General features: G+C 63.5%; 18 protein-coding genes. 1 reads left to right on the top strand and 17 read right to left on the bottom strand.

The features are described 5' to 3' along the window. Positions 1 to 61 precede the first annotated feature (61 nt). The 10 genes from H8A95_RS38045 to H8A95_RS38000 form a co-directional block, all read right to left on the bottom strand. On the bottom strand, positions 62 to 1156 hold the full coding sequence (locus tag H8A95_RS38045) for a tyrosine-type recombinase/integrase (RefSeq protein WP_229187735.1): 1095 nt from the start codon (positions 1154 to 1156) through the stop codon (positions 62 to 64). Between the two features lie 279 nt (positions 1157 to 1435). Next, complete coding sequence (locus tag H8A95_RS38040; protein ID WP_229187734.1) at positions 1436 to 1633, bottom strand: hypothetical protein; 198 nt, start codon at positions 1631 to 1633, stop codon at positions 1436 to 1438. Between the two features lie 144 nt (positions 1634 to 1777). Then, complete coding sequence (locus H8A95_RS38035; RefSeq protein WP_229187733.1) at positions 1778 to 2164, bottom strand: hypothetical protein; 387 nt, start codon at positions 2162 to 2164, stop codon at positions 1778 to 1780. 17 nt (positions 2165 to 2181) lie between these two features. Then, on the bottom strand, positions 2182 to 2451 hold the full coding sequence (locus H8A95_RS38030; protein ID WP_229187732.1) for a hypothetical protein: 270 nt from the start codon (positions 2449 to 2451) through the stop codon (positions 2182 to 2184). Beyond that, positions 2451 to 4193, bottom strand: coding sequence for a ParB/RepB/Spo0J family partition protein (locus tag H8A95_RS38025; RefSeq protein WP_229187731.1), 1743 nt, complete (start codon positions 4191 to 4193; stop codon positions 2451 to 2453). The genes H8A95_RS38030 and H8A95_RS38025 overlap by 1 nt, the downstream gene beginning before the upstream one ends. A 30-nt stretch (positions 4194 to 4223) precedes the next feature. Then, complete coding sequence (locus H8A95_RS38020) at positions 4224 to 4481, bottom strand: hypothetical protein (RefSeq protein WP_229187730.1); 258 nt, start codon at positions 4479 to 4481, stop codon at positions 4224 to 4226. Continuing rightward, on the bottom strand, positions 4478 to 4864 hold the full coding sequence (locus H8A95_RS38015) for a hypothetical protein (protein ID WP_229187729.1): 387 nt from the start codon (positions 4862 to 4864) through the stop codon (positions 4478 to 4480). Before H8A95_RS38015 ends, H8A95_RS38020 begins: the two co-directional genes overlap by 4 nt. Then, positions 4861 to 5310, bottom strand: coding sequence for a hypothetical protein (locus H8A95_RS38010; protein WP_229187728.1), 450 nt, complete (start codon positions 5308 to 5310; stop codon positions 4861 to 4863). Before H8A95_RS38010 ends, H8A95_RS38015 begins: the two co-directional genes overlap by 4 nt. Then, complete coding sequence (locus H8A95_RS38005; RefSeq protein WP_229187727.1) at positions 5295 to 7040, bottom strand: helicase HerA domain-containing protein; 1746 nt, start codon at positions 7038 to 7040, stop codon at positions 5295 to 5297. The genes H8A95_RS38010 and H8A95_RS38005 overlap by 16 nt, the downstream gene beginning before the upstream one ends. Next, the gene (locus H8A95_RS38000; RefSeq protein WP_229187736.1) at positions 7037 to 7222 is read right to left on the bottom strand and encodes an HNH endonuclease; all 186 of its coding nucleotides are present in this window, start codon (positions 7220 to 7222) and stop codon (positions 7037 to 7039) included. Before H8A95_RS38000 ends, H8A95_RS38005 begins: the two co-directional genes overlap by 4 nt. Here H8A95_RS38000 and H8A95_RS37995 point away from each other — a divergent pair. Next, positions 7133 to 7387, top strand: a complete 255-nt coding sequence (locus H8A95_RS37995) for a hypothetical protein (RefSeq protein ID WP_229187737.1) — start codon at positions 7133 to 7135, stop codon at positions 7385 to 7387. The genes H8A95_RS38000 and H8A95_RS37995 overlap by 90 nt on opposite strands. 125 nt (positions 7388 to 7512) lie before the next feature. On the opposite strand, the gene H8A95_RS37990 is transcribed toward H8A95_RS37995, so the two are convergent. The 7 genes from H8A95_RS37990 to H8A95_RS37960 form a co-directional block, all read right to left on the bottom strand. Further along, entirely contained in the window at positions 7513 to 8214 is a 702-nt protein-coding gene (locus H8A95_RS37990; RefSeq protein ID WP_229187726.1) for an exonuclease domain-containing protein, read from the bottom strand. Next, positions 8214 to 8408, bottom strand: a complete 195-nt coding sequence (locus H8A95_RS37985; RefSeq protein ID WP_229187725.1) for a hypothetical protein — start codon at positions 8406 to 8408, stop codon at positions 8214 to 8216. The genes H8A95_RS37990 and H8A95_RS37985 overlap by 1 nt, the downstream gene beginning before the upstream one ends. Then, the gene (locus H8A95_RS37980) at positions 8405 to 8824 is read right to left on the bottom strand and encodes a hypothetical protein (RefSeq protein WP_229187724.1); all 420 of its coding nucleotides are present in this window, start codon (positions 8822 to 8824) and stop codon (positions 8405 to 8407) included. The genes H8A95_RS37985 and H8A95_RS37980 overlap by 4 nt, the downstream gene beginning before the upstream one ends. Then, complete coding sequence (locus H8A95_RS37975) at positions 8815 to 9213, bottom strand: hypothetical protein (RefSeq protein ID WP_229187723.1); 399 nt, start codon at positions 9211 to 9213, stop codon at positions 8815 to 8817. Before H8A95_RS37975 ends, H8A95_RS37980 begins: the two co-directional genes overlap by 10 nt. After that, a complete protein-coding gene (locus tag H8A95_RS37970) occupies positions 9210 to 9638 on the bottom strand; it encodes a hypothetical protein (protein ID WP_229187722.1) in 429 nt (142 codons plus the stop codon). The genes H8A95_RS37975 and H8A95_RS37970 overlap by 4 nt, the downstream gene beginning before the upstream one ends. Then, positions 9635 to 10825 carry a recombinase family protein gene (locus H8A95_RS37965; protein WP_229187721.1) on the bottom strand — a complete coding sequence of 397 codons (1191 nt, stop codon included), beginning with the start codon at positions 10823 to 10825 and terminating at the stop codon, positions 9635 to 9637. The genes H8A95_RS37970 and H8A95_RS37965 overlap by 4 nt, the downstream gene beginning before the upstream one ends. A gap of 20 nt (positions 10826 to 10845) precedes the next feature. Further along, on the bottom strand, positions 10846 to 11110 hold a 265-nt coding region (locus H8A95_RS37960; RefSeq protein WP_420839519.1), incomplete at its 5' end, for a hypothetical protein.

The following is an 11110-nucleotide window of genomic DNA, read 5'->3' as shown; positions in this document are numbered from 1 at the left end:
TACCCGAACCGGACCCTGCATTGAAATTGCAGGGTTTTTGGCAACGTCTAACCCCGTTTGTTCACGTCCGGTTCGGCTGTTTCTGTTGCGTATCTGTTGCGCTCCGGCCGAGATGGCGGGACCGCTCAACGACGCCGTCGAAACCGCCCGGGATGTGGTGCCCGTAGACCTTCTTGATGATCTGGATCGATACGCCGCAGTAGTCCGACACTTTATCTATAGGCACACCGGACCGCAGGTACCACGAGATCGAGGTGTGCCGCAGAGTATGGGGAACTACCTTCAGTTCCTTGATCTCGGTCGCCAGCCCGGCCTTCTCGACGACGCCGTCCCAGCCGTTGCTGACCCGCTGGACCGGCTTGCCGTGCACCTCGATCACAGCCTTGGTGGAGATGCCGAGCCGGTGCCAGCGTCGCATATGGGCGAGAAGCCGCGGCGGCAGGTCAACCGTCGGTTGGCGCTTGTTTGATTGCTTCTTGCCATAGGCCAGGCGCCGGAACTCGCCGTTATCGAGGTTGACGTAGCCGCGGCCGATCGTCGGGATCAACGCGGCGCCGCAGACTGCCCCTGCCCGGGTGCCGGTATAGAGTGCGACCAGGATGAACCGGGCGATATGGCGGGAGGTCAGGCGCCCCTTCTCGTCGCCATCGTGATCGCAGCGCTTGCGCCAGGCTGCCCAGATCAACCGGGCCGCCTCGTCGCGGGTCAGCCAGCGCTCGCGCGCCGGCGCGGCATCCGGGAGCACCGGCCGGAACAGCATCTGCACGCCGCCAACCATGTCCCTGATGTGGTAATTGATGGCCGCGGCCAGTGTCTCGAGCTCGCGCCGGGCGGCGCTCTGCGAACCGCGCTGTCGGGCGAACTCCCGCTGACGCTGACCGTTCAGCTGGCCGACCGTGTCGTTCCCGAAGAACTCGTTCAACTTGCCGATCATCGCGAGCCCGGCATCGGGTCGCGAGCTGTGCATGATCTTTTCGTCAGAATAGACGGAGAGCGCGTCGGCTACTTTGATCGCATTGGGATCACCGCCGCTGCGGCTGGCCTTGGGGTCGAGCTTTTGGAGGATGTAGTCCGCAAGCTTTCTTTCAGCTTCTTCACGCGCGCCCTGCACGCATCCTGTGCCGACGGTTCGCTGACCGTCGCGGATGTTCCACATGGGGGTGCGGCCTTTGGCTTTAAAGAGACTGAGCCTTGGGCCTTTGGGGGGACGCGGCATAGGTTCCTCATTTCGGCGATCGCCCGGAGCGTCGTGTAATCCTTTCCGGCGATTCGCCAGATCTCAAGCCTCCCTCGGTCGGCTTCTCGCCGCAATCCACTGACCGTCATCCCGCCACCGGGGAATGCGCGCTCGGCCGCGATCGCCAGGCGCAGTGGCGTGTCGTCGGTGATCTCGGCCTCTGGTTGGCTCTTGTTCATCGCAAAAGGTGCTTCGAGTTCAGGGCCTTCCGGCCGGAAGCTTCATTGCCGGACGAGGCGCTTCATCGGGTTTCCGGATGCCGGTATAGAGCCGATGGGCATCTTCGAGGCCTTTCTCGTGCCCGTCCCAATAGCCGACCCGGTAAATCACGCGCCCGGCAGCGAACAGCGGCAGCGACGTCGAGATCAGCAATGCGATGGTGAGCCAGGTCGGCATGCTACCGCTCCGACCTCGCGCGCCCGTACCAGCAGCTCCTGCAGATGTTGTCGTCGAACCTGTCGCTATCGAGGCGCCAGACCGCAGCACCGCACTTCTGACAGATGAAGGCGCGGGCCTGGCGCGGATATGTGGATGGTTTCTTCAATTGTCCTCGTCGCCGTCGAGTTCGCCGCGATCTTCGTCGTCTTCCTCGAACGGCTCGTCTTCCTCGGTCGGCCCGTGGTCACGGAAGGGGATCGCCGGCACATAAGCGTGCTCGGCGTGCCGCATGACGGTCTTCTCGTCGGTCAGCGTGTAGGAGAAGATCGAGCTGCCACCGTAGAAGTGCGTCGACCAAGTCACGTCGTCCTTGCCGGGTCCGAGTTTCGGTACGTCGATCCGAAGCATCTTCGCCCCGAAGCGCTCTTCCTCGCGAGACCGGCCGACATGGCGGCGATGGCCGAAGATTTCGACGATGGCCCATTCCCAACCGTCAGCAACATCGGAGGGCGCGGGCGGGATTTCGACGATGGTCGCGGTTTCGTGCATGTCAAGGTGCTCCGGTTTCACAGCTCGAAGGTGGACTTGTAGAAGCGGGATTTTGGAGGAGACGGCGGCGGCGCGGCGGGCGGAGCCGTCACGCCTCGTCCAGGGCCATCGCCCGAGAACCGGGCGAAGTGTTTATTGACCGTGCGCGTGGAGCATTTGAGCGACCGCGCAGCGTCCCGGGCGCTGACGCCAGCCCGGAACGAAGCCCGCAGCTGACCGATCTCTGCCTCGGTCAGCCGGCCGCCGTTCGACCGGGTCTTTTCCCAATCGTCCTTGCGATGGGCCATCAGCGCTTGGCTTTCTTGGCCGCCTTCTTCGCGGGCTTCGCAGCCGCTGCCGGCTTCTGGACCTTTGCCCCGCCCCACCCCTTCGAGCCGGGTCCGTCGTAATGCTTGGTCCGCAGCTCGGGCGGAAGCCAGCCGGTTTCCCGCGCGGCGATCGAAACCTGTTCCACCAGTTCAGACTTGCGCGCCGGCGGCGAGGTCTTCGATCCGTGGATCTCTGCATAGGCAACGCCGCCGATCTTCGCGCTCGCGGACTTGAAGTAGTCGACCGCGTCGAAGTTATCCCGCAGCGCTTTGTTCATCGCCTTCGGATCGATCGCCTCGCAGACCGTGCGGGCATCGCCATGATCAGGCTCCATCGGACCGCCATTATGGCGGCAGAACTGGAATGCTCGCCCAACGAACATCGCGAACATCGTCGCGCGCTGTTTCGGCGCCAGCTTCTGGGCGTGAGCGAGCGCTTTATCGAACTCCCACTCCTTCTCTTCGTCGTCGACATGGCCGTAGCCGCGAACCTGCAGCTTGACGTCGCTATAATCGGCTCCCTGGTCGCAAAGCAGTGCAGCCAGTCCCATGCAGAACGCCAGCTCGGGCTCGAGAATGATCGCCTGGGAGGCCGATTTGGTCAGCACCTCGGAGAGCTTGTAATTGAGCGCCTGCGAAATCTTGGGCTCGGCGTCTTCGGCTGCGGCCTCACCATTGGCGGCGGTCTTTTTTGCCGCCTTGGTCTTGGCGGCCTTGTCAGCCGCCTTCTTCTGCTCTGGCTTCTGCAGGATGTATTCGTCCAACTCGCCATCCCTGCCGACATATAGCGCGAGGCCCCAATCCTTTCGCTTCGTCTTGGCGAACTGCTCGACAGACTCATAGGCGCGCTGCCAGCTGTGCTCGCATCCCTTCGGCAACGTCGAGTGCGGCTCGGCCCACGACCAACCAAGGCCGATCATGCGCTCGCATTCCGCCTTGATTTTCTCGTCAGCCAACCGTCGAGCGATCGGCAGATCCTCGATCACGTGATCGGAGCCGAAGAGATCCTCGCGAAGGTTGCCGCCGGCGGCCCTGTAGGCGTCCACGCCGATAAAGGCGACGAGCTGCCCGCCCTCGTTCGAATTGCCCACGATAGCGTCACGGACCTGCCACTTCACCGTCAGCCGCTTCTGCTTCTTCAGCTTCTCGAGCATCGCATCTTGTTGGGCGTGGTCGCCCGCCAGCGTGAAGAGCTGCGCGATCGCCTCCGGCTCGTCATCATCGAAATCGCCGCGACTGGAAAACGCGCCTTCCTTCCAGGCCTCGCGGACCTTCGGCGAGAGCTGGCCGAGCGCGAGATACTGCCGGACTTCCGGGATCGGCAGGCCGTATTCCTTGGCAATATCCTCTGTCTGCTTTCCGCATTCCTTCAGGTCTGCGAATGCCTCGTAAATGTCGACCGGATGCATGTCCTCGCGGATGAAATTGAGCGTCAAGCTGGTGTCGATCGCAGCAGCTCGGTCAGCATCGCGAAGCGAGCACTTGATCGGCGTCGCCTTATCGAACTCGCCATCGCGGGCAAGGATATGCAGCGCGGCCAGCCTTTTGCCGCCGTCTGTCACGAAGAAGCCGCCGCTGTCGTTCTTGCGCACGGTGAGCGGCTGAAGGACGCCTTTCGCCCGGATGCTGGCGAGAATGCTCTCGTCAGGTTCAAGATCGGTATGGCGGACGTTGGCCGGGTCGATCTTCAGGTCGAAAAGCTTGGCTTCGATGATCTGCATGGTGGTCTCCTCAATGTGCTGTGGTCTCAATCAAGTTCCAGGAAGCTGCGTCCGCCGGCCGGGCCAATGCGCGGCGCCGTTCGGAAGCTCGGTGATGCCATTGCCGTAGACGAGCTTCTGCTGCGTGCCGGTCCAGCGGCCGAAGCCGTTCCGAATCCCGACCAGGCCACGCGCCGTCCACGTCATCGGCCACGCCGATATCCAGTGACTATCAATGAACTGCGCGACCGCGACCGGGCCGAGATAGGCCTCTTCCTCTTCGAGGACGCGGGGCTCTCGGCGGCTCATGCGGCCTCGCACTCGTCTTCGGTCGCTGCCAACATGACGCCGCGGTTGTGGACGCTATGGGCGTTGCGGGGAATGCCGAACCGGTCGGTCAGCGCCTTCGCAATCGCCGGATAGCTCGCGCCGGCGACGCGCATTTCGAGGAGCACAGCATCGTGTTCCGGCGTGTACGGATTGATCGTGACGCCGTTCCGCTGATAGGCCTTCATGCGATATTGGGTCGGTTTCTTGTCGACCATGCCGTTGCAGAGCATGAACCAATAGACGGTGCCGCCCTTCAGGCCGAGCTTCTGCGCGATCTTGCCGGAAGTCGGCTTCTGCATCGTCGCGACGAGCTGCTCGATCTTCTTTGCAACCTCCTCGGTGATGACCCGGCGCTTCCTCATTCCATCACCCCGAAGCAATCCGGCGTCGAGCACGCCGCACGGACGTGACCATTCACCGACGCCCGCACCCAGCGGACCTTGCCCTCTTTGCAGGCCGGGCAATCAAACTCTCCGCTCTTGCCCCATTCAGGCCGGTTCTTCTTGTCGCGAGACGAGCCGGGAATTTCAGCGAGGACGATCAGCATCCGGGCGGCGCGCTCGTCGCGCCACTTTTCCCAGGTCTCACGCTCTGCGTCGGTGTGCTCTTCCCGCTTGTCACAGGCGACCTGATGCGGGCTCTTCGGCATGCAGGGCGATGCGGCGCCAGGGGCTGTCAGATCGATGCCGATGGCGCACTTCGGTCCGCAATCCTCTGGCATCGGACCAGACCGCACATAGTCATAGTGGCGACAATGGTAGCCGGCCGGTTCTGGCCGCTGGAACTTGCTCGTCATCCCGTCACCCATGATTGCAGCTCGACCACACCACTGCCCGGGTAGCTGACCAGCTCCAGCCGGCTCAGCTCCGAGAGCCGATCGCGGATGTTCGAGCTGTCCGGAGACCAGCCGCACGCCGCGGCGAGGTCCGGACGGGAGATCGGGGTCTGGTCGAGATTGTGAGCATCGAGCAGCCGATCGAAGAGAACGCGCTGCGGGTTGCTCAAGATCGACCGGATGCTATCGACGAGAGTCTGCGCGGTGTCGGGCGCCGGCGCCGCGGCGATGCCGGCATCAGTCAACCTCACCATGCCGGTGTCGGGATATTCGACCAGGCCGAGCTTAGACACCTCCGACAAGCGATCGCGGACGTTGCTCGATGCTGGCGACCATTTGCAGACCACGGCGAGCTGCGCGCGCGAGACATTATACTGGCCCATGGCGCGCCACCAGGCCATCGCCCGCAACAGCGTTCGCTGCGGGTTCGTAAGGGATGCATCACCGCTCGCCGCCGGTGATGATGTCGAGCGCGCGGACGGTGCAGGCGCGCGCTCGGTCTGCGCCCGGATGGATCGCGGCGGGCTGGGGGCCGCTGGCGAGGCAGATGCGTATTGCTGGTCGAGAGTAAAAGTTAGATCGTGCTTGATCGCATGCGCGACGCTGTTCTTCATGATCTCGAACTGGTGACCGGCCTGTGCCCGAGCCTCATCGAAACCGGCCTTGAAGCCACGATTGAAGCCGTCCCGGTCGGCGACAACGGCGACCGCATTTAGATCAGCCGTATCGGCCCTGGCCGACTGCGCTCTATCGCGCTCGGTCTCCAACCGGCGCTTATCGTGCTCCAAGGCGTGAATGCGATCACGCAGCTTCTTCGGATCATCGGCTTCCGCCTTCGTGACCTCCTCGCCGATCAGGGCGCGCAGCGCGACCTCGTCGACCGGAGCCGTCTTGACGTCGATCTCGGCGGCGTCGCTGTCCGGCGTCGCCGTATTGTCGAAGGTCTTGAACTTCGGGAACGCGACGCGCTCGAAAATCTGTGCCTCACCGGAACATATCCAGCCGGTACCGGTCGGCAGCGATGCCAGCGTCGGACTGACCTCGGCCGCCTTCGCTTTGTCCGCATTCTTGAGCCAGTTCAGCACCGGACCCTGATCGGCATCCATCGTCAGCCGGTGCGCGATCAGCGTCTCGCAGCTGCCGAGCACCGCATTGTGCAGCGCCTGGACACGCTGCGTCGCGACGATCAGCTTGATGCCCTTGGTCCGGCTGCCCGTGGCGAGCTTCTTCGCCCAATGGATCGCCATGTTCTCGGCGCCGAATCCAGCCCGCTCCTTCGGCGCGATCTCGTGCGCCTCCTCGATCACGAGGTAGACGACGCCGCGGACATTCTTCCAGAGAGCCTGGGCGAAGTCGACGAAGAACCGCTGAATTCCGCCCGGCTCGAAGTCGGCCATGTCCACGATCGACAAGGGCAGCTTGCCGGTACCGACGAGCTGGCCGATCACCTTCCCGGCCGACGAATGCAGAGGGACGTGTCCGCGCGGTCCTCCCAGAATCTGGAACGGCAGGCCGGCGCTCTTGCCGCTGGCGCTGGACGTGATGCCCCACCAGTCGGATTTCAGGGTATCGAGGACGCAGACACGGGCACCATCGGCCGCGACCTGCTCGATCAACAGCTTGTTGGTTGAGGTTTTCCCAGCGCCAGTTTTCCCCAAGATCGCGGTGTGGTGTTTGAGAATTTCGGGGTCAAATATTTTCATTGTCCGCGAGCCTGCGCATTGCGCCGACGCGACTCGACGGCATTTCGAATGTGCTCTGGCGAGTGCGCCCTCCCCTTGAGGTGGAGCCTCGCGTGCTCAGCTTGGCTGGGGAGAACGTCAAGATTGGACGGGTCATTGTTCCGGATGTTCTCGTCCGCATGATGGACAATCTCGCCGGGCAAGAGCGGGCGACCGAGCTTTTCCTCGGCTACGACCCGATGCTCGTGCCGACCGTTCAGCTTTCTGTAGGACTTGCCGGCGCCCCTGCCGCGCTGGGTGTTGCCGCGTTTGGCTGCAGACTCACGCGCAATCCGCGCGTTGTGATCCGGTGGCAGGGTTGCAGCTAGACCGCACTTCCGGCTGCAAAACCGCGCGTTCGGGAACTTCTTCGCGACCGGAAACTCGCCACCGCAATGAGCGCAGTTCGCCATGCGGAGTATTTTCGCGGGGTCGCTCTTGTATGCTGGCTGCTTCATGGCCGCGCGTACGCCTTCCTCCGCTCGTCGAGATGATGACGAGCGGTGAACTTGGTGTCGGCGTCCATCTCGGACTTGTTGACGATCCAGCTGAGATAATCGCCCGGGAGGTCAGACCAGGCTGAGCCCTTGTGCTTGCCGAAGGTCACGCGCGGTAGCAGCGACGGCCCCGCCGTCCATTCGATCATGTCGGCAAGCGACGCACCGGCCTTGATGGCCTCGACCAGGATGTGTGCCGTGACATAGGCGTCCGGCGCCGCGCGGTGCGGAGGCATCGCAAGAGCGTCATCGAGCTCGATGCCGAGGAAATAGCGGAGACACTGGTTGGTGTGGCTTGGGCACTCGGGCCATAGCCGGCGCGCGACCTTCAAGGTGCAGATCCACGGCTTACCGGCTCCGGTGAAGAACTGCTGCTCGAAGCCCGCGTTGTGCGCGACGAAGACGTCGACCGACGGATGGTTGAGCGCAATCAGGCCCTTGTCGATCGGCGGCGCATTGGCAAGATCGGCATCGCTGATGTGGTGGATAGCGCGGGCCTCCGGAGGCATCGGCCGCTTGGGATTGACCAGCATTCCGGTCGGTTCGCCGATATTGACCAACTCGCCCGCATTGGTGCGGACGTCGCAATAGCCGATCTCGCACAAGGCGGCATCGGGCGGCATGCCGGTGGTCTCACAATCCCAAACCCGGAAAAGCATCAGATGGACTCCTGTGGTGCTGGATAGTCGCGCGCGAGCTGCGTCAGCGATCGCGTGTCGGTCGGCTCGAGCTTGGTGCTGGCGAGGATCGTCAGGCCTTCGCAGCCGACGCGCGGATCGTCAAAGAGAACCTGCGGCGCCGGGCCGTTGAGACCCCAGACCCAGCAGAAGGTGCGCGGGCGGGTGTCGGTCATGACTCATGCCCCGGCGGAAGCACAAGGCCGCAGAAGCCGCGCCGATCGGCGCAAGCCTTCGTGAACTCTTGCTCCGCGATGTCGCGCGGCTCTTCCCAAAAGCCACCGGCCCAATCATTATCTTTCTCGCCGCCGACCATCGGAATCCATTCCGCATTCGCCGGAACATCGGCCGCGCGCTCCGGACCGCGTTTGCTCCTCAGCTCCTTGGGCTCTTCGGTATCTGGCCAGAATGTCCTTGGCTCACGCAGCTTCGGTTTAGGATCGCGCCAACGCCAAGCCATGCATCGAGATCCGCGACAACTCCAAGGACCGCCCTCTCTGATACCAACTCCGTCGTCGCCACGAATTTCAACGATGTGAAAGGTGTGCGGACAGATTTTATCGTTGGCCTCTTCTTCCGTGGTCACGGCCATGGCGGCATCTCCAACAGCGCAGCATATGAAGGGGCAGCCTGCCGGGACTCGGCTAGCGCAGTTGCCTGATTGTCGTCGGGCAGTGCGGCTGCACCGATGATGGCTGCGCTGCTGTCCCTGCCCGCGGCAGGCTTCTCGTCGGGGCGCATGCCCCTGATCTCGTCGTTCAGGGTGCTGACCAGATAACCCTGCGCCGATCCGTCGATCGCGCGCCAGAAGCTCATGGCGAGGTTCAGCTGATATTCGCCTTCGACGATCACGTTGAAGTCGTCGACCTGGACGTACCGGAGGCCGAACGTGTTGAGCGCGGCGATGCGCGAGGCGCTCGCCGGTTCTGCCCGGCGCCAGCCGCGGTGTTGTTCGCGGATGCGTTCGGCCTGGCTGGTCATGATTCCTTGCGCTCCATCGCGACAATGTCGAAGCCGAGACTGTTCAGGAGGCTGCGGAAAGACCGCGCCGCGGCGATCCACATGGATTTCTGTGCCGGCGTCCGGTCCGACCACAGCGGACGCATCAGACCGTGCCGGTACCGCAGCATTGCCTCGCCGAGAGCTTCGGCGATCTCGTGGTCGGTCTGTGCCGAATCCCAGGCCAGCAACGCCTCGCCTGGCGAGAAGAACACTCGGCCGATCGCGGGCATCTCGTAGCGCTGTTCGATGGTCTCGAACTCGCCATCGGCGCCGACATCGGCGAGTTCGCAGACCACGACAAGGCCGGGGCAGTTCTGCACGTCATAGACCTGCCGGACGCGGCCGTGGTCGAGCGCCACAGTCTCGCGCAATTTGGAGATCATCACCTGTTCGGCGGCACTCATGACCGGTCTGCGTCCCTGATCTCGCGGCACTTCTTCGCCAGCTTTTCCTGCTGCGCCTCGCGGGCATCAGAGCCGACATGCGCCTTGTTGCGGAGATCCTTCTCCTGCTTCCAGCGGGCCTCGCCCTCGTCGGCATCGGTCAGAGCCTCACGCCACGCATCCGAATAGCGGATGTATTCGGCCTCGTTCTTCGGTGCCGTCATGTTGCTGGCATCAGATTTCGGGCCATCGGCCGCCCCCTTCCCCTGCGCACCTTTGGGAGGATTCGAGGGGTTAGAGGCGGCCTGGCCTGACGCAACGGATCCCGCTGAAGGGCTTTCGGTCGGCTGCGTCGAAGCTGCTGAATTGGTGGCGGGGCCAGCTCTGTCAGGACCCGAGCCAGTCTGTTGCTCGGATGTCGCTGGCCCCGCCTTCCCCGCGTCGGCTTGGGAAGGTGCTGCGGATTCCGAATGTGCTTCGGATTCTGCTGACGCGGTGGAATCGGGTTGATCTGTGTCGTTCGGAGCCATCGATGGCGCATCGGACGAGGCTAGAATGTCGAGCTTGTCCGCGAGTGACCGCGCGCCGGCAGGCGTGATGTCGCGTGGTGCTGGCATGGTCTCCAGCTCCTCGACGATGGGCATGCCAAGCATGACCTCCGGTGCGTAGAGACGAATAAGCATGGCAGCCGATCGCCAGCGCAGCATGTGCTCAGGCATCGACGTGTATTTCGGGTTCTTGATCCAGTTCTCAGCACGTGCCATGCGCATGTCGCACGTCGCCTCGATAGCCTCGCCGCTGTCTGCGAGAACCGCCATCGCGGTCACAGCAAGCCCGGCATTGGGATCGTCGTTAGCTGTCTTCCATGTGATGCGTCCCTTGAAGACACCGGCGCGATTGGCTCGGGCGATCACATACTCGGTCTTCCAGCCTGGCCGGCCGCTCACGACGTAGATGTTCTGGAAGACCGTCAACGGCTCTTCGTTGAGCCGGCGAGCGATCTGATAGGCGATGAGACAATCGGCCACCTGCCCCTTGAGGTGGGGCGGCACGAGGTTCGAAGACGCAAACACCTTGGCTACGCGCTGTGCGTGCTCAAAGGCGTATGGGTCAGAGAATACGTCGGCCGTGGCAACAAAGCGAGGTGACGCGATAGCTGGAAGCTGAACGACCTCTGCGGAGCTGGCTTCATCTGAAGTGTCGGACATGTGGAATCCTCGTGAGACGCTCAGCGGAACTGCGCGCTGGTGGTGGGGAAGACGCGGACGCCACGCAGCGGCACGGTGTCCTTGTGGATGCGGACATAGGCGCGGATAGCCTTCTCGAGATCGGCCCGGCTGATGTGCGAGCGCAGGGCTTCAAGGTCGACGGCGCCGAGCTCGGTGATCTCGAAGTCGAACGATTGCGCCAAGGTCGCGAGGCCGCCGCTGGTCGCGCGCGTCCGAGCCATGTCGGCCGGCTTCTCCTCGGCGGCGCGCTGCGCCTGGCTGGCG

Source organism: Bradyrhizobium oropedii, from assembly GCF_020889685.1.
GTDB lineage: Bacteria > Pseudomonadota > Alphaproteobacteria > Rhizobiales > Xanthobacteraceae > Bradyrhizobium > Bradyrhizobium oropedii.
This window is presented reverse-complemented; position numbering and strand designations above follow the sequence as displayed.

Excerpts from the sequence above, each read along its gene's own strand:
- H8A95_RS38045 (WP_229187735.1), bottom strand. The coding sequence starts at position 1,156 with ATGTGGAACATCCGCGACGGTCAGCGAACCGTCGGCACAGGATGCGTG.
- H8A95_RS38040 (WP_229187734.1), bottom strand. The coding sequence starts at position 1,633 with ATGCCGACCTGGCTCACCATCGCATTGCTGATCTCGACGTCGCTGCCG.
- H8A95_RS38035 (WP_229187733.1), bottom strand. The coding sequence starts at position 2,164 with ATGCACGAAACCGCGACCATCGTCGAAATCCCGCCCGCGCCCTCCGAT.
- H8A95_RS38030 (WP_229187732.1), bottom strand. The coding sequence starts at position 2,451 with ATGGCCCATCGCAAGGACGATTGGGAAAAGACCCGGTCGAACGGCGGC.
- H8A95_RS38025 (WP_229187731.1), bottom strand. The coding sequence starts at position 4,193 with ATGCAGATCATCGAAGCCAAGCTTTTCGACCTGAAGATCGACCCGGCC.
- H8A95_RS38020 (WP_229187730.1), bottom strand. The coding sequence starts at position 4,481 with ATGAGCCGCCGAGAGCCCCGCGTCCTCGAAGAGGAAGAGGCCTATCTC.
- H8A95_RS38015 (WP_229187729.1), bottom strand. The coding sequence starts at position 4,864 with ATGAGGAAGCGCCGGGTCATCACCGAGGAGGTTGCAAAGAAGATCGAG.
- H8A95_RS38010 (WP_229187728.1), bottom strand. The coding sequence starts at position 5,310 with ATGGGTGACGGGATGACGAGCAAGTTCCAGCGGCCAGAACCGGCCGGC.
- H8A95_RS38005 (WP_229187727.1), bottom strand. The coding sequence starts at position 7,040 with ATGAAAATATTTGACCCCGAAATTCTCAAACACCACACCGCGATCTTG.
- H8A95_RS37990 (WP_229187726.1), bottom strand. The coding sequence starts at position 8,214 with ATGCTTTTCCGGGTTTGGGATTGTGAGACCACCGGCATGCCGCCCGAT.
- H8A95_RS37985 (WP_229187725.1), bottom strand. The coding sequence starts at position 8,408 with ATGACCGACACCCGCCCGCGCACCTTCTGCTGGGTCTGGGGTCTCAAC.
- H8A95_RS37980 (WP_229187724.1), bottom strand. The coding sequence starts at position 8,824 with ATGGCCGTGACCACGGAAGAAGAGGCCAACGATAAAATCTGTCCGCAC.
- H8A95_RS37975 (WP_229187723.1), bottom strand. The coding sequence starts at position 9,213 with ATGACCAGCCAGGCCGAACGCATCCGCGAACAACACCGCGGCTGGCGC.
- H8A95_RS37970 (WP_229187722.1), bottom strand. The coding sequence starts at position 9,638 with ATGAGTGCCGCCGAACAGGTGATGATCTCCAAATTGCGCGAGACTGTG.
- H8A95_RS37965 (WP_229187721.1), bottom strand. The coding sequence starts at position 10,825 with ATGTCCGACACTTCAGATGAAGCCAGCTCCGCAGAGGTCGTTCAGCTT.